Consider the following 16,604-nt stretch of genomic DNA (forward strand, 5'->3'; position numbering starts at 1 on the left):
GCCGAGGTGTGAAGATCCGGTCAGGATCGGGTGACCACCGTGTGAGGACGCCTACCCTCGACGCCGTGTGCGCACGTGTACTGGTCGCGGAAGACGACGAGAAGCAGGCCGAGGTCCTCCGGCTCTACCTCGAAAGCGAAGGGCACACCGTGGTGCTGGCCCCGGACGGCCGGGCGGCGCTCGACGAGGCCCGGCGCGACCGCCCCGACCTGCTGGTCCTCGACGTGATGATGCCGAAGGTCGACGGCCTCGACGTCTGCCGGATCCTGCGGCAGGAGTCCGACGTCGCGGTGCTGATGCTGACCGCCCGCGCCACCGAGGACGACCTGCTGCTCGGCCTCGACCTCGGCGCCGACGACTACCTGACCAAGCCGTACAGCCCGCGCGAGCTGATGGCCCGGGTCCGGACGCTGCTGCGGCGGACCGCCGGGCGCCGCGAGCCGCCCGACACCGCGTTGCGCGCGGGCCGCCTGCGGCTCGACCCGGTGCGGCACGAAGTCTCGGTCGGCGACCGGCCGGTGGAGACCACTCCGGGCGAGTTCCAGCTGCTCGAGACGCTGATCCGGCAGCCGGGCCGGGTGTTCACCCGCCGGCAGCTGCTCGGACTGACCCGCGGCGACGACCGGTTCGTCAGCACCCGGATCATCGACGTCCACGTGCTCAACCTGCGGAAGAAGATCGAGCCGGACCCGCAGAAGCCCGTCCACCTGCGGACCGTCTTCGGGGTCGGCTACAAGCTGACGGCGGAAAATGACATCTAGCGCGAGGCGCTCTTCTCGGCCGAGGGCGCAGCAGCGCAGCTTCCCGAGGCGGCGCAGCCTGGTCGTCCGGCTCAGCGCCGTCTCCCTGCTCATCGCGCTCGCCTCCATCGCGGCGACCGCGTGGCTGGCCGTGCAGACCACCACCCGTGCGATCCAGCAGGAGCAGGGCCAGGCCCTCTCCGGCGACGCGACGATCTACACCGAGCTGCTCGGTTTCGCCGCGGCGAACCACACGTGGGACCAGGTCGGCCCCCGGCTGCGGACACTGTCGGAACAGACCGGCCGCCGGGTCGTGCTGACCACCCTCGACCGGCGCGTCCTCGGTGACTCCGGCGGCGCGCCGGTCACCCTGCCGGTCAAGGCGACCGCGTCGGTCGATCCCCTGCACGTCGACCCGGTGCTGCTGCCCGAGGCCGGGACGAGCGGCATCGACCCGCGCGCGACCGGCCCGTTCAAGCTGCCCCCGTCCGAACGCGAGAAGCTCACCGCGCTGGCCCACAAGGCCACCGTCTGCCTCGCCATGGTCGGCCTGCCCGGTCAGGTGCACGACTCGCCGAGCGGGCGGCCACAGCTCACCGGGCTCGACCCGCTCTCCGCCCGCTACTACGCGGGCAAGTGCGGGCTCTTCGAGCTGGCCGCTCCCACCCCGACCGAGCAGGCCGCGCTGACGACCCTGAACGAGGCCGTCAACCGCTGCGTGCAGAACCAGGGCGGCAAACCGGTGACGATCGGCCGCGACCTGGAAGTTCTCGACGTCCCCGATGAGCGGCCGATCCAGGGCTGCCTCGACTCGGCCCGCCGCGAGCAGCTCGCGCCGTACGTCGCTCCGCCCGCGTTGCTGTTCACGCTCGGCCCGGGTGGGTCGCCGCTGCCGACGTTCACGCTGTCGCGGGAGAACCTCACGCGGATCCTGGCGGTGACCGGTGGCGTGCTGGCGCTGGCCGTCGCGCTCACCGCGCTCGTCGCGCGGCGGCTGTCCCGCCCGCTGCGGGCGCTGACCGAGGCCGCGCAGCAGGACCGGCCGGCCCCGGTGAAGTCCCGCGACGAGGTCGGGTACCTCGCCGCCGCGTTCAACGACCTCACCGCGCGGCGCGAGCGCATCGAGGAGCAGCGCAAGGCGATGGTCAGCGACATCGCCCACGAGCTGCGCAACCCGCTCAACGTCATCCGCGGCCGGCTGGAGGCCGCCGAAGACGGGCACCTCCCGTTCGACCGGGCCCTGAGCGGGTCGCTGCTCGAGGAGACCGTGCTGCTGCAGCACATCGTCGACGACCTGCAGGACCTCGCCGCGGCCGACGCCGGGCAGCTGCGCCTGCACCCCGAGCCCCTCGACGCGGCGGAGCTGGCCGGCCACGTCGCCACCGCGCACGCCGACCGGGCCGCCGCCGGCGGTGTCACGCTCACCGTCGAAGCGCTCGGCGAAGCCACGTTGCCGGCCGACCCGGTCCGGCTCCGGCAGGTCGTCGGCAACCTGGTGACGAACGCGATCCGGCACACGCCGCCCGGCGGCCGGGTGACCATCCGGATCTCGTCCACTGTGGACGAAGTGATGCTCGCCGTGGCGGACACCGGCTCCGGCATCGCCGCCGAGGACCTGCCGCACGTGTTCGACCGGTTCTGGCGGGCCGAAAAGTCCCGCAGCCGCCAAACCGGCGGTAGCGGGCTCGGCCTCGCCATCGTGCGCCACCTCGTCGCGGCACACGGCGGCACGGTCACCGTCGAGTCCGAAGTGGACGCCGGATCGACGTTCACCGTCCGGCTGCCGAAGGCGGATCCCGGTGGTGAGGACGCCGGTGTGGGAGACGCGCAGGACGTGCCGCCGCCTCAGCCCTGACCGCCGTCAGCGAGAGTGCTTTGTGGACGGTCCCGCCGTGGTGGCACCCTCGTGGAGCAGGCACGGCAGCAGCAGCTGCCGAGGTTTCGGGTTCGCCAGCAGCCCGACGAGGACGCGCACGGCGTGCACACCCATTTCGTGGCGCGGGATGCGGGACATCGACCAGTCCGTGGCCGTGCTCGGCACCGCGTGCACCGGCGGCTGCTGCGACGGGTCGGCCTCCCCCAGCACCACGAGCGAAAGGTCCTCGGGCACCCCGAGGCCGAGGTCGTGCGCGCTGGCCAGGATGCCGTCGGCCATCGCGGAGCTTTCGACGAGCAACGCCGTGACACCCTCGTCGCGCGCCTGCCGCAGCGCGAGCGCCGGGTCTTCCTCGAGGAACACCAGCGGGGTCCGCCGGTGCTCGCGCGCCGCCGCCTCGTAGCCGGCGCGGCGGTCGAGCGTGGGCTCGTTCTCCTCGGTCACGCCGAGCAACCCGATTCGGCGGTGCCCGAGCCCCCACAGCCACTCGTGGACCTCACGGGTGGCCGCGACGTAGTCGGCGCCGACGTAGCTGACCGGCCCGGTCGGCGACTCGCGGCGGCCGACGAACACGAACGGGAACTGCTCGTCGACCAGCTGCGCGAGCTCCTCCGGGTCGTTGTGCCGGCCCAGCAGGATCGAGCCGTCGGCGATGCGCAGCCGGTTCGTGCCGGACTCGTAGATCCGGCGGCGCCCGTCGCGACGGCCACCGCTGGTGAACAGCAGCAGGTCGAAGCCCTGTTCCTCGGCTTCCTCCTCGATGCCGAGCAGGAACGGCCGGTAGAAGTCCGCCACCCCGGACGGGAACACCGACTCGTAGGTGAACACGCCGAGGATCCGGTTGGACTTGCCGCGCAGCCGGCGGCCCATGATGTCCACGGTGTACCCGGTTTCGCGCAGCACCTGCTGCACGCGGTCGCGGGTCTCGGGGGTGATGCGCAGGCTGTCGGAGCCGTTGAGCACCATGGACACGACAGCCTGCGAGACGCCGGCCAGGCGCGCCACCTGGGCCTGGGTGATCCGGCCCGAACCCGCCGTCATCGCCGCCCCCTCCCGCTGCGCTCCGGCAGACCTTACCGGCGACCGGCTCGGTACCCCCACACTTCCGACCGGACCGGCAGGATCGGCTACAGGGGCAGGCCGGCGTAGTTTTCGGCCAGTTCGGTCTTCGCGGGCGTCGACGTCACCGTGCGGTGGAGCTGGGAGAGCTGGAGCTGGGCGTCGAAGTCGTCGCCGTGGCGGTGCAGCATCGACGTCATCCACCACGAGAAGTGCGTGCAGCGCCAGACTCGCCGCAACGCCGTCTCCGAGTACGCGTCCACGAGCCGGTCGTCGCCGCGGAACGACGCCGTCAGGGCCCGGGCCAGCAGGGCGACGTCGGCCACCGCCAGGTTCAGCCCCTTCGCTCCCGTCGGCGGCACGATGTGCGCCGCATCCCCGGCCAGGTAAAGGTTTCCGTGCCGCATCGGGGTCGTCACGAAGCTCCGCATCGGGAGCACGCTCTTCTCCGTGATCGTCCCGGTCTCGAGCGTCCACCCCGGCACGCCGAGCCGTTCGGACAGCGCCGCCCAGATCCGGTCGTCGCTCCACTGCGCGATGTCCTCGTCCGGCGCCACCTGCAGGTAGAACCGGCTCACCCGCGGTGAGCGCATGCTGTGCATCGCGAACCCGTCCGGGTGCCAGGCGTAGATCAGCTCGTCCGTCGACGGCGCGACGTCGGCCAGCACCCCCAGCCACGCGAACGGGTAAGCCCGCTCCCAGACCCGCGGTTGCGGAACGGACGCCCGGCTCGGTCCGTGGAAGCCGTCGCAGCCGGCCACGACGTCCGCCTCGATCCGCCGCGCGACGCCGGAATCGTCCACAAAGGTCACCGACGGCTGCCCGGTGACGTCGTGCAGCGTGACGTCGGCGGCCGAGTAGTACGCCGGGCGGCCCGCCTTTTCCCGCGCCGCCATCAGGTCCTTGGTCACCTCGGTCTGCCCGTAGACCGTCACCGACCGTCCGATCAGGCCGGTGAAGTCGACGTGGTGCCGGTGCTCCGGCCACTGCAGGTGGATCCCGCGGTGTTCCATGCCCTCGATGTCGAGCCGGGCGCCGAGGCCGACGTCCCGCAGGAGTTCCACGGTCCCCGCCTCGAGGATGCCGGCGCGGATGCGCGCCTGGACGTACTCCGCGGTCTGCCGTTCGAGCAGCACCGAGTCGATGCCTTCGAGACCGAGCAGGTGGGACAGCAGCAGCCCGGCCGGGCCGGCGCCGACGATGACGACTTGGGTGCGCACTGGAGGACGTCCTTTCCCGCGATCGAGCCCGAGCATGGATCGGCGGCACCGCCCGCCACCAGTATATTCTCATTCAGTGAGAGGAATTCCCCATCGCCCGTGAGATCCCGCGCGCGGCGGCCCGCAGCGCCGGGATCTGCGTGCGCGCGTTCCGGTCGTTGGGCACGATCACCGAAAGCGCGGCGACGACCTCGCCGGACGGCCCGCGCAGCGGCACGGCGATCCCCGTCGTCTCCTCGTCGATGAAGCCGGCGCAGAAGGCGTACCCGTTCCGCCGGACGTCGGCGAGGAACCGGCGCAGCCGCACCGGCTCGGTCAGCGTCGTGCGGCGAAAGGCTTCCAGCGGGCCGGCCAGCACCTGTTCCTGCAGGTCGGCGGGCGCGTGGGCGAGCAGCACCAGCCCGGACGACGACGCGTGCAGCGGCAGCCGGCCGGCCACCCGCGTCACGTTGAGCGTCGCGCCGGGCGCCGAAAGCCGCTCGACGAACAGCACCTCGCGGTCCTCGAGCACCGCGAGCTGGGTGTGGTGCCCGACGACGGCGTGCAGGTCTTCCATGAACGGCATCGCCGCTTCGCGCAGCCCGAGCGTCGGCGAGGCGCGGGACGCCAGTTCCCACAGCCGGACGCCCACCCGGATCCTCCGATCGGGGTCACGCCACAGCCAGCCGTGCCCGACCAGCTCCTCGACCAGCCGCGACGCCGTCGCGACGTGCAGGTTCGCACCCCGCGCGATATCGGTGACGCGCAACGCCGGCGCGTCCGGCCCGAACGTCTCGAAGATGCGGACCACGCGCGAGAGCACGGACTCGCCCAGCATCGGTTTCACCACGCCAGCAGTGTGCCCCACCGGAGCGGCGGGGCACACCGCCGACGGTCACGGCAGGGCGTTCAGGAACGGCTCGTGGCTGTTCTGGAACTCCCAGCCGTAGTACTTGTCCCAGTTGATCGACCACGTCATCAGCCCGCGGAAGCCGGGCGAGGTCCCGCCGCGCAGCGTGTACGAACCGCAGCCACTGCCCTTGACCAGGCAGTTCACCGCCGTCTGGACGTCGGCGGGCGAGGTGTAGCCGTTGCCCGCGCTGACGGCGGCGGGCAGCCCGACGGCGATCTGGTCCGGCCGCAGGCCGGGGAAGAACTGCCCGGTGTTCGCCACGCTGAAGCCGGCTTTGAGCATGTCGGTCATCGCGATGTGGAACTCGGCGCCGCCCATGTTGTGGTACTGGTTGTCGAGCCCCATGACCGGGCCGGAGTTGTAGTCCTGGACGTGCAGCACGGTGAGCGAGTCCCGCAGGGCGTGGATAACGGGCAGGTAGGCACCGGTCCGCGCGTCACCGGCGCCGGAGCCGCCGTAGAACTGGTAGCCGACCTGCACGAAGAACGTCTCGGGCGCCATGGTGAGCAGGAACCCCGGGCCGTACTTGGCTTTGAGCGTCTTCAGCGCGGAGATCAGGTTGACGATGACGGGCGTGGTCGGGTTGCGGAAGTCGGTGTCGCCGGCGTTGAGCGACAGCGAGTGGCCCTCGAAGTCGACGTCGAGCCCGTTGAGGCCGTACTTGTCGATGATGGCGGAGACGGAGCTGACGAACTTGTCCCGGGCGGCGGTGGTCGTCAGCTGGACCTGGCCGTTCTGCCCGCCGATGGAGATCAGCACCTTCTTGCCCTGCGCTTGTTTGGCCTTGATCGCGGCGACGAAGTCCGCGTCGCTCTCGACGTTCGGGCATTCGGAGGCGGGGCACCGCGTGAAGCGGATGTCCCCGGAGGTGACGGAGGTCGGTTCCCCGAAGGCGAGATCGATGATGTCCCAGGCAGGCGGCACATCGGCCATCCGGACGTACCCGGACCCGTTGGCGAAGCTGGCGTGCAGGTACCCGACGAGGGCGTGCTTGGGCAGGCCGGTGTCAACACAGCCCGTGGTGCTGGCGGTGGCGGTCCCACTCTTGGGCGACTCACCGGCACTGTTGTAGGCGGCGACGGTGTAGCTGTGGGTGGTGCACGCGCCGAGTCCGCTGACGGTGGCACTCGTTCCGGTGACGGTGGCCACGGCCGTGGCGCCTTCGTAGACGCGGTACCCGCTGACGGTGCCGCCACTCGCACCCCAGCTGAGGGCGATGGAGCTGGTGGTGACGGTGGTCGCTTGCGGAGTACCGGGAACACCGGGCGTACCGGGAGTACTGCCACCGGGACCATCGAGGACGACGTCGTCGGCGTAGTAGGTGCCGGCGCCGTACCAGCCGTGGAGGTAGAGCTGGGCGGAGGTCTGGTTGCCGGTGGTGAAGCTGAGGGACAGCTGGTTGTAGGCGCCCGAGTTACCGGACCAGGTCGAGGGGCCACCGGTGATGCCGAGGTAGACGGGGTTCCCCCGCACCCAGGCGGAGACGGTGTAGCTGGTGTTGGGCTGAACGGAGACGGTCTGCGCACACTGGGCGTAATCGGCACCGACGGGAGTACCGGAGAGGGCATGACTGCCCGAGTGCACGGGCGAGCTCACGACGGCGGCGTTGGCACAGGTCCACCCGGAGAGCGACCCGGCTTCGAAGCCGGAGTTGGCGAGGAGGTTGGCGGCCTCGGCGGGGACGGCGAGCACCCCGGAAAGCGAGAGCAGGAAGGCGGCGAGGGTGACGGACAGTCGGGAACGCCTCATCGGGGTCCTCCAGTCAGGGAGAGACCTTATTGTCTAGACCAATATGTAAATTGTCCAGACCAAAAAGAGGGTTGCGGCGGCGGTGGTGATCGTGCCGCAGCGCTCGGATGTTCCCGGCCCTCCCCCGGGGGCGGCCGGGGCCGGGGGCCGGGAGGCCCGGGTGCCGCCCGTGAGCGCTGGCGCGGGTCGCTGGGCTGCACCAGCGGACTGCACCAGCAGGCCACACCAAAGGGTTGCTGCCGGCGGGCCACTGCCGGCGGACTGCACCAGTGGGCCGCGCCGGCGGGCCGCTGTCGGCGGGCGCGACCGGGGCGGCCGGAGGCCGCCGTGAGCGCTGGCGCGGATCGCTGTGCCGCACCAGCGGACTGCACCAGCAGGCCGCTCCGGAGGGCTGCGCCGGAGGGGAGCGCGATGGGCTGCGCCGGAGGGCCCCGGCGCCGGCTGAGGCGAGTGGCGCGGCTGGCCGGGCGAGCCGCACCGGCGAGGCGGGCACTGGCCGAGGTAAGCCCTGCAAGCTGGGCGGCCAGCCGGGCGAGCCACCACAGCCGGAGGCGTGGCACCGGCACCGGCACCGGCACCGGCACCGGCACCGGCACCGGCGAGCCACGGCAGGCCAGCGCCGGAAAGCCGCACCGAAGGCGAGGAGTTCCCCGGCGCAAGCCACGGGCCAGACCCCGACCACACCCTCCTGCCGACCGATACGCAGCCGCCTCAGCGGCCGTCACGCCGGGTCAAGGCACGCTTTCCCGCCTTGACGCGCGTGACGGCCGTTGAACAATCCGGCGTTCGGGTCGGTGGAAGTCAGTAAAACTCACCAAAAGAGCACCAACTCAAGAGCGACTCAGCGGCCCAGCGACTCACCGAAAGAACAGCAACTCACCAAAAGAACCGAAAGAACCGAAAGAGCACCTCAACACCCCACCAGCACCTTGGCCACCACCCGAGTCCGCGCCGCCCGCGCCCGATCAATCACCTGAACACTCCGCCACCCCACCGGAACCCGATCCGCCAGCAACTCCTCCCGCCACTTCCCCACCCGCCGAACATGCCGCGCGAACGCCCGCGCCCGCACCACCCGCCCCCGGCTCCGCTGCCCCGCCAGAGCCTCCTCCGCCGGCACATCGAGAAACAGCAACCGCACCGGCCGCCCACTCACCACCCCGACCAGCGCCAGCAGAACCCGGGTCGACGCCCGCGTCGACGGCTCATGAACCACGATCGGGCCATCACCGAGAGCCCGCCCGACTATCCGCAGCCGGTGCCACGCGTGCACAACCGGCCGGTAACAGCGGTACGGCACCACCGGCGGAACCACCGCCCCGAGCCTCTCCCGCACCTGGTCGGAGTCCAGCACCGGCAGCCCCGCCGCGGCGTGGTGGAGCATGGTCGTCTTGCCCGCTCCGGGCAGCCCCGCCACGACGAGCAGGTCGCGCGGGCCGAGCTCGATGACAGTGGGCTCGCTCATGCCCGGCCCAACGTCCCGGCGAAGGTAATGGTTCCTTTACCTTAGATTCACGCACAGTAGCAGACAACCATCCGTGCACCGAAGACCACCCGCCCGGAACCCTCGCTGTCACCCGCCGTACTCATCGACGAGAAACCCCTGCGCCGCAAGCCATCCGCGGCCGGAACCGGTTCGGGTGAAGATCGCGCCGAGCCCTTCCCGGCGTCCGGAAAATCCCTATCTTCTGGAAGGGACGCTCAGTGAGAACAGGGGAAACTCGTCATGACCCAGTCGCTGGAACTTCCGGTCCAGGAATTCTGTCTCGATTGGACGCTCACGGGCGACGAAGGCGCCCGCGTCGGGATCACCCTCTCCGGTCAGGTGACCCTGCTGGACAACAACCGGTTCTACAAGATCGACGGCGTCGTCTACGTCACCGAGGGCGACGCCGACATCCGCGCGGTCGGCAACCCGCGGATCTCCGTGCGCCGCAACGGCGTCGAGAAGACCGGGCGCCAGTGGGGCTGGGAGATGTGCTCGGCGCGCAAGAGCCTCGGCGCGCTGAACACGATGGAGGGCTACTTCGTCCGCACCGGCTACTGGGCGCCCGCCGACCGCGCGATCCAGCTGAGCCTGTGCGCCGAACAGGGGTGGAGCCGGCGCAAGAGCTACAGCCCGCACGTCACCGTCCGGATGGTCGACTGACCACTGTGGACACCCGGCGGCGCGCCGCCGCGACGACCAGCCCGGCCGCGACCGCGCCGGCCACCGCGCACCCGGCCCCGAACCCCGGCGACGGCTCGTGCACGCGCAGCACCGTCACGCACAGCCACACCGCGGCGCCGAACAGGAGGCCCAGCACCGGGCCGCCGACCACCGCGCCCCGCCAGCGGTGGCCGTTGCGGATCGTGCGCAGCCCCGATTCGAGGTAGGCGAGGGCGAACAGCGCCAGGATGAGGCTGCCCGCGCCCATCGCGCTGGCCAGCGGGTGCTGGCTGGTGAGCAGCGTGAAGGTCTGGGTGGCCGAACCGGTCCGCACGTCGGCGGTGACGGCACCGCCGACGATCCACCGGGCGATCCCCGGCAGGGTGAGTTCGGCGGTGAAGCCGTTGCCGCCGGGTTTCGCCTCGGTGGACGCGGACCCGAGCGGAATCCCGGCGGCGGACAGGTCGAGCGCCACGTGGCCGGGGTTGCCGGGACCGGTCAGGACCAGCGGCTTGCTGAGATCCACCTCGACCGGCGCCGAGACGGAGGCGCCCCCTAGGTTGAGCACGGACGAAGGCGGGTGCGGCAGCCGAGCGGGGTTGAGCAGGGCGAGCACAACGAGGACAACCGCGGCCGCCGCGGCGGTCAACCGCAGCCAAAGGACAGCAGCCGACGACGTGGCAGGCGAATTCGGCCCCGGCGGCAGACTGGGAGGCGGGCTGCTCGGCGCTCCCACCAGCGTGGCCCCGGGCCGGGCAACCGGCCGCGTCCGGGCGTCCGCCGGCAGCGCCGGGGCGGTCGCCGAATTGAGGCCGGCGATCACCCGGGGTGTCAGGTGCAGCACCGGGACCCCGGACCGCTCCAGCCACCCCGAGCCGTACACCACCGTCGCCGCCGCGGCCAGGTCCGCCGCGAACGACTCCGCCTCGCGGTACCTCGCGTCCAGCTCGCGGGCCAGGCTGCGCATCACCACCCCGGCGATCGGGGCCGGCACCCCGGCGATCGGCTGCGGGTCGGTGAACATGTGCTGGCGCATCATGCTGATCGCGCCGCGGGTGTTGTCGAACGGCAGCCGGCGCGACAGCAGCTCGTACAGCACCGTGCCCGCCGCGTACACGTCGGCCGCCGGGCTCAGCGCGTTGCCCATGGCCTGCTCCGGGGCGATGTACGCCGGTGTTCCCAGGATCTCGCCACCGTGGGTCACCAACGTGGCGCCCTCGCTGATCACCCTGGCGATGCCGAAGTCGGCCACCTTCACCACGCCCTGCGTGCTGAACAGCAGGTTCCGCGGCTTGACGTCGAGGTGCAGCACGCCCGCCCGGTGCGCCGCGTGCAGCCCGGCCAGCATCGCCAGCCCGATCGCGCACGCCTGCTCGCCGCTGACGCCGCCGCCGTGGAAGCGGCTGTGCACCGTCCCGCCGTCGAGCCGCTCCATCACCAGCAGGTGCTCGCGGCCCGTCCGCACGTAGTCGTACACCGGGACGATGTGCGGGTGGTCCAGGCTGGCGAGCACCCGCGCCTCGCGGTCGAAGAGCTCGCTGCTCGCCGCGTGGTTGAGCACGTCCCACGGCAGCTGCTTGATCGCGACGCTGCGGCCCAGCGTCCGGTGCACGCCGGCGAACACGACCCCCATGCCGCCCTCGCCGATCGACTCCCCGATGTCGTACTGCGGCAGGGCGGCGACCAGCTCGGCCGGTGCGCTCATCGGGTGAATTCCTGTGTTGACGGCAGCGGGAGCTGGACCGTGGTGTCACTCTCGGTCACCGCGGGGGGCGCCGGGTGCGGGGTCAGGTAGCCGAGCAGGAACGCGATCGCCGCCGCTCCGAGCACCACCGGGATCTCGATCGCCGGCTCGGGCGGGACCAGGCGCAGCACCGACAGGCTGATCACCGCGACCAGGCCGGTGCCGAACCCGGCGGGCAGGAACCGCACCCCGCGGCGCCAGCGGTTGGGCGCCAGCCGGTGCCGGGCCAGCGCCAGCAGCGCGGTCGCCCAGGCGAGGATGGTCAGCACCAGCATCGCCAGGCCGAAGACGCCGTAGACCGACCAGAAGGAGCCGCGGACGTCGGCGACCGTCGTCGCCTCGCCGAGCGTGCCGCGCCCGGCGTCGAGCAGCTCGACCGACGACGGCAGCAGCCCGGTCGCCTGCCCGGCCAGGTCACCGAGGTCGAGGACGAACGTCCGGGACACCGAGCCGCGGGCCGGCACCTCGAAGGGCGCGGTCGTGTCGTAGGCGAAGAACGTCAGCGCGAGCGCGACGCCCGAGAGCCGCACGCTGCGGACCTTCACCGGCGCGTTGCCGGGGTTGGTCGCCACGACCTGCAGCTCGACCTGGTTCGCCGGATCGATCGGGACCGTGGCGTCCTCGACCGGCCGCTTGTCGATCGACACCTGCAGCTGGAGCGAGCCGGATGCGGCCGAGGCGGGTGGGGCGCCCAGCAGCACCGCGCACAAACCCAACGCAACCCCCGCCGCGATGACACGTCCCATTGGGCATCCCCTACTTGCGTTATCCGACTGGTCCGGAATGCTACAGCGAGCACACACCGGGGAGGGACGTCCCAATGCGATTCGTGGTTCGGCTGGTTTTCGGCGCCGTGGCCGGAACGTTGCTTCTGCTCGCGGGAGCGGGCACGGCGAACGCACAATACACATCGTCGGTTGGTTTGAAACCGTCGAGCGGCCAGGCCGGAAGCTCCTTCACCATTTCCTGGAATTTCTACCCGTGCAAAGGGCCGGTCACCTTTTCCTGGAACGGCACGCCGATGTGGTCGGCGAACGCGACCCTCGAGCAAACGAGCGGCACGGTCGCGGCGACGGTGCCCGGCGGCGGCGCGGCCGGCACCTACCCGGTCACCGGCACGTGCACCAACGCCCGGACCGGCGGACCGCTCAGCGCGGGCAGCCGGTTCACCGTGACGCCCACGCCCACGCCCACCACCACACCGCCGGTGACGACCACGGCGCCCCCGCCGGTGACCACGCCCACGACTCGGCCGGGGACCCCGACAGCGGGCAAGCCGACGATCACCCCCACTCCGCCACCGTCGACCACGAGCACGCCGACAACCCCGACGACCCCGACGACCCCACCGGGCACGCCCGGCACCCCCACGACGTCCGGCACCGCGCCGAAGCCCGGCGACCTGGTGCTCGACCGGCCGAGCATCAAGCCCGGCGAGCCGCTCTCGGCGTCCGGGACGGGCTGCCTGCCGAGCCGGATGGTGACGCTGATGTCGGACGGCACCGAGGTCGGCAGCGCCTACACCGACGGCTCCGGCGCCTTCACCGCGCCCGTCGAGTTCACCCGCATCGAGGCCGGGCGGCACACCGTCGTCGCCGAGTGCGGCGTGCGGCTGACCGGCGCCGTCGACCAGGTCGTGACCCGCTCCTCCGGCGGGCAGACCGGCACGCTGGTCATCCTCGTGTTCTTCGTCCTCGCCGGCATCACGGTGATCCGCTTCCGGTGAACCCCGGTTGACATGCACCCGGTCGGCTGCCTAGCGTTAAAAGGCAGCCGGGCGGCTGCATGTCACCCGGAAGGCGCGATGGACGAGGTCTTCAAGGCGCTGGCCGATCCCAGCCGCCGCCAGCTGCTGGACGTGCTCAACGACCGCAACGGCCAGACCCTGCGCGAACTGTGCGCGGGACTGGACATGGCCCGCCAGTCGGTGAGCAAGCACTTGGCCGTGCTCGAGGCGGCCGGGCTGATCACGACCACCTGGCGCGGCCGGGAGAAGCTGCACCACCTCGACGCGGCGCCGATCAACGCGATCGCCGAGCGCTGGATGACCCGCTACGACCGGCGGCGGGCCGGCGCGCTGGCCGATCTCAAACGAGCACTGGAGTCCGCACCGATGAACGATTTCGCCTACACCACCTACATCGACACCACGCCGGAGAAACTCTGGCAAGCGCTTACCGATCCGGCCTTCACGAGTCGATATTGGGGCGTCTCCTTCGAAACGGACTGGAAAAAGGGGGCACCGATGACGTGGGCCGAGCGGGGTGCGAAAACGAGCGATCCCGAGCAGGTCGTGCTCGAATCGGAACCCCACCGCCGGCTGTCCTACACCTGGCACACCTTCACCGCGGAGTGGGCGAAAGCCAACGGCATCGACGAAGAAACGCTGGGGAAACTGCAGAGGGAAAGCCGGAGCAAAGTCACGTTCACCATCGAACCGCACGGCAAAATGGTGAAGCTGACCGTGCTCCACGACGGTTTCGACGCCGGCAGCACGACGCTGGAGATGTGCAGCCAGGGCTGGCCCGCGCTGCTGTCCAGCCTGAAGACGCTGCTGGAGACCGGCGCCCCTCTCCCGTGACCTGGCCAAACCGGTCGAACATCTCGAACGAGACAGATCTGGCATAGAGATACGTCTGAATTCTCCCCGTTTCGTGGGCGACCGGCTGAAGTCCGGGTGAACTTCCCTCTTTCGATCGGATCCGATGCGGTTTTCCGGGCGTTAGGCTCGCATAATCCGTGACCGGTGATGGTCCGATCGAGTGACGGGAGAGTGCGCGTGCCGGGGTCAGTGCGTACCCGCTGGACCGTGGTGGCCGTGGTCGTGGCCGCCGCGGCGGGCGCCGTCGTGGCGTTCTGGCCGGGCGACGCGGCCGCCGTCGACCCCGAGATCGCGGTCTCGCGCTCGGCGTGCGGCACCGGCTGGACGGATCCGAAGCCCGGACCGCAGGCGTTCCGCCTGCACAACACCGGGTCGGTGACGGCCGAGGTCGACCTGATCGACCCGGCGACCGGCGTGATCTACGGCGAGGTCGAGGGCCTCGGCGCGGCGACGACCCGGCCGTTGCAGGTCAACCTGGGCAACGGCAGCTACGCGTTCCGCTGCCTGCCCGAGGACGCGGGGGCGATCGTCGGGCCGGCCGTGCGGATCACCGGCGGCACCGAGCGGACCGGGCCGGGCGTCGCACCGGTGACGCACGACGACCTGCTCGGCCCGCTCAAGGCCTACCAGCAGCACGTCTCGACGGGGCTGGGCGAGCTGGTCGCGGACACGGCCGCGCTGAAGAACACCGTCCCCGGCGGCGACCGCGCGGCGAGCCAGGCGGCGTGGCTGACCGCTCACCTGGCGTACGAGCGGCTGGGCGCGGCCTACGACGCGTTCGGCGACTCCGACGGCGCGCTCAACGGCACGGCCGACGGCCTGCCGGGCGGGTCGGCCGACCCCGGTTTCACCGGCTTCCACCGCCTGGAGCAGGGCCTTTGGCACGGCGAGGACCCGGTCGCACTCGCCGCCGTCGCCGACCAGCTCGACACCGACGCCCGCGCGCTGCAGACGTCCTTCGCCGACAGCCAGGTCGACGGGAACGACCTCGGGCTGCGCGCGCACGAAATCATGGAGAACACGCTGCAGTTCGAACTGACCGGCCGCACCGACTACGGCAGCGGCACGAACCTCGCCACGGCCCGCGCGAACCTCGACGGCACCCGCGCGGTGCTGGACGTCCTGCGGCCGCTGCTGACGCCGCGCTACCCGGCTCTGTCCAAGGTGGACAGCTGGCTCGACCGCACGCAGAAAGCGCTGGACGCGGCCCACCGCCCGGACGGCACGTGGCTCCGGCCGGCGGACCTGAGCCGGGAGCAGCGGCAGAAGCTCAATGCGGACGTGAGCGAGCTGACGGAGCTGCTGGCCCCGATCGCGGCGATCGCCGAGCCGAGGAGGGTCTCGTGACCAACTCGCCGCACGGACCGACCTCGGGTTCCGGGCTCCCCCGCCGGTCCTTCCTCCGCCGGGCGGCGATAGGCGCCGGGCTCACGGTGGCCGCCGGAGCCGGGCTCGGTGCCTCCTCCGCGACCGTCCCCGACGGCACCTCGCCCGTTCCCTTCCACGGCCCCCACCAGGCCGCCATCCTCCGCAAACCGCCGGCGCAGACCATCGTCGCCTCCTTCGACGCCGTCGCCGAGTCCAAGGCCGAGCTCACCGAGCTCTTCCGCGCCGTCACCGACCGCGCCCGGTTCCTCACCGCCGGCGGGGCGCCCGCCGCGCTCGGGATCACCGCGCCGCCCGCCGACTCCGGCGTCCTCGGGCCCGTCGTGCCCGGCAGCGACCTCGGCGTCATCCTCGGCGTCGGCGCGAGCCTCTTCGACGACCGGTACGGGCTCGCGAAACTCAAGCCCGCCAAGCTGAAGCCGATGACGACGTTCCCCGACGACGCCCTCGACCCCGCCCAGTGCCACGGTGACCTGAGCCTGATCCTCTCCGCGAACGACACCGACACCGTCCTGCACGCCCTGCGGGACATCGCACGCGCCACGCGCGGCGGCATGCAGCTGCGCTGGAAGCTCAACGGCTTCTGCTCACCACCCCGGCCAGAGGGCATGCCACGCAACCTGATGGGCTTCAAGGACGGCACCGCCAACCCCACCGGCTCCGAAGTGGACAGTCTGGTGTGGACGCCGGGCGAGCCCGCGTGGACCGCCGGCGGCAGCTACCAGGTCGTCCGGCTGATCCGGATGCTGGTGGAGTTCTGGGACCGCGTTTCGCTGGCCGAGCAGGAGAACATGTTCGGCCGCCGCCGCGACACCGGTGCCCCGCTCGACGGCACCGCGGAGACCGACGTCCCCCGGTACGCCGACGACCCGGTCGGCACCGTCATCCCGCTGACCAGCCACATCCGGAAGGCGAACCCGCGCACGCCGGAGACCGACGCGAGCCGGATCCTGCGCCGCGCAGTGAACTACGACCGCGGCGTCGACAGCAACGGCAACCTGGACATGGGCCTCCTCTTCGTCTGCTACCAGCAGGACCTGGAGCGCCAGTTCGAGGCCGTCCAGACGCGCTTGGCCGGCGAACCGCTGACCGACTACATCTCCCCGTTCGGCGGCGGCTACTTCTTCGCGCTGCCGGGCGTCTCCGGCCCGGACGACCACTTCGGGCGCTCCCTGCTCGCGTAAGCG

At 71.6% G+C, this 16,604-nt stretch carries 14 protein-coding genes; 7 read left to right on the forward strand and 7 right to left on the reverse strand.

Going from position 1 to position 16,604, the window contains the following annotated elements; translation table 11 throughout:
* Nucleotides 1-65 precede the first annotated feature (65 nt).
* Both AB0F52_RS31800 and AB0F52_RS31805 read left to right on the forward strand, forming a co-directional pair.
* Nucleotides 66-761 (forward strand): response regulator transcription factor, encoded by a 696-nt coding sequence (locus tag AB0F52_RS31800; protein ID WP_360179118.1) that lies wholly within the window; start codon nt 66-68, stop codon nt 759-761.
* A complete protein-coding gene (locus tag AB0F52_RS31805) occupies nt 751-2,595 on the forward strand; it encodes a HAMP domain-containing sensor histidine kinase (protein WP_360179120.1) in 1,845 nt (614 codons plus the stop codon). Before AB0F52_RS31800 ends, AB0F52_RS31805 begins: the two co-directional genes overlap by 11 nt.
* Before the next feature lie 6 nt (nt 2,596-2,601).
* Here the strand turns inward: AB0F52_RS31805 and AB0F52_RS31810 are convergent, their stop codons facing one another.
* The 5 genes from AB0F52_RS31810 to AB0F52_RS31830 all read right to left on the reverse strand — a co-directional run bounded on the left by AB0F52_RS31810 (nt 2,602) and on the right by AB0F52_RS31830 (nt 9,001).
* Nucleotides 2,602-3,657: a LacI family DNA-binding transcriptional regulator gene (locus tag AB0F52_RS31810; RefSeq protein ID WP_360179122.1), complete on the reverse strand. Its 1,056-nt coding sequence runs from the start codon at nt 3,655-3,657 to the stop codon at nt 2,602-2,604.
* Between the two features lie 86 nt (nt 3,658-3,743).
* Nucleotides 3,744-4,895 carry a 4-hydroxybenzoate 3-monooxygenase gene (locus AB0F52_RS31815; protein ID WP_360179124.1) on the reverse strand — a complete coding sequence of 384 codons (1,152 nt, stop codon included), beginning with the start codon at nt 4,893-4,895 and terminating at the stop codon, nt 3,744-3,746.
* 73 nt (nt 4,896-4,968) lie between these two features.
* A complete protein-coding gene (locus AB0F52_RS31820; protein WP_360179397.1) occupies nt 4,969-5,721 on the reverse strand; it encodes an IclR family transcriptional regulator in 753 nt (250 codons plus the stop codon).
* A gap of 48 nt (nt 5,722-5,769) precedes the next feature.
* Entirely contained in the window at nt 5,770-7,536 is a 1,767-nt protein-coding gene (locus AB0F52_RS31825) for a glycoside hydrolase family 18 protein (RefSeq protein WP_360179125.1), read from the reverse strand.
* A 910-nt stretch (nt 7,537-8,446) separates the two neighbouring features.
* Nucleotides 8,447-9,001 (reverse strand): AAA family ATPase, encoded by a 555-nt coding sequence (locus AB0F52_RS31830; protein WP_360179127.1) that lies wholly within the window; start codon nt 8,999-9,001, stop codon nt 8,447-8,449.
* Between the two features lie 261 nt (nt 9,002-9,262).
* Here AB0F52_RS31830 and AB0F52_RS31835 point away from each other — a divergent pair, with 261 nt between their 5' ends.
* Nucleotides 9,263-9,685, forward strand: coding sequence for a hypothetical protein (locus tag AB0F52_RS31835; protein WP_360179129.1), 423 nt, complete (start codon nt 9,263-9,265; stop codon nt 9,683-9,685).
* On the opposite strand, the gene AB0F52_RS31840 is transcribed toward AB0F52_RS31835, so the two are convergent.
* A complete protein-coding gene (locus AB0F52_RS31840; RefSeq protein ID WP_360179131.1) occupies nt 9,663-11,390 on the reverse strand; it encodes a serine/threonine-protein kinase in 1,728 nt (575 codons plus the stop codon). The genes AB0F52_RS31835 and AB0F52_RS31840 overlap by 23 nt on opposite strands.
* Nucleotides 11,387-12,175 carry a hypothetical protein gene (locus AB0F52_RS31845; RefSeq protein ID WP_360179133.1) on the reverse strand — a complete coding sequence of 263 codons (789 nt, stop codon included), beginning with the start codon at nt 12,173-12,175 and terminating at the stop codon, nt 11,387-11,389. The genes AB0F52_RS31840 and AB0F52_RS31845 overlap by 4 nt, the downstream gene beginning before the upstream one ends.
* A 176-nt stretch (nt 12,176-12,351) precedes the next feature.
* Here AB0F52_RS31845 and AB0F52_RS31850 point away from each other — a divergent pair, with 176 nt between their 5' ends.
* The 4 genes from AB0F52_RS31850 (at nt 12,352) to AB0F52_RS31865 (ending at nt 16,601) form a co-directional block, all read left to right on the forward strand.
* Nucleotides 12,352-13,155: a hypothetical protein gene (locus AB0F52_RS31850; RefSeq protein ID WP_360179135.1), complete on the forward strand. Its 804-nt coding sequence runs from the start codon at nt 12,352-12,354 to the stop codon at nt 13,153-13,155.
* 78 nt (nt 13,156-13,233) lie between these two features.
* Nucleotides 13,234-14,010, forward strand: coding sequence for a metalloregulator ArsR/SmtB family transcription factor (locus AB0F52_RS31855; RefSeq protein WP_360179399.1), 777 nt, complete (start codon nt 13,234-13,236; stop codon nt 14,008-14,010).
* A 210-nt stretch (nt 14,011-14,220) separates the two neighbouring features.
* Nucleotides 14,221-15,378: an EfeM/EfeO family lipoprotein gene (locus AB0F52_RS31860; RefSeq protein ID WP_360179401.1), complete on the forward strand. Its 1,158-nt coding sequence runs from the start codon at nt 14,221-14,223 to the stop codon at nt 15,376-15,378.
* Complete coding sequence (locus AB0F52_RS31865; protein WP_360179137.1) at nt 15,375-16,601, forward strand: Dyp-type peroxidase; 1,227 nt, start codon at nt 15,375-15,377, stop codon at nt 16,599-16,601. The genes AB0F52_RS31860 and AB0F52_RS31865 overlap by 4 nt, the downstream gene beginning before the upstream one ends.
* Nucleotides 16,602-16,604: the final 3 nt, after the last annotated feature.

The sequence above is a fragment of the Amycolatopsis sp. NPDC024027 genome (assembly GCF_040638975.1).
In the GTDB taxonomy this organism is placed as follows: Bacteria; Actinomycetota; Actinomycetes; order Mycobacteriales; family Pseudonocardiaceae; genus Amycolatopsis.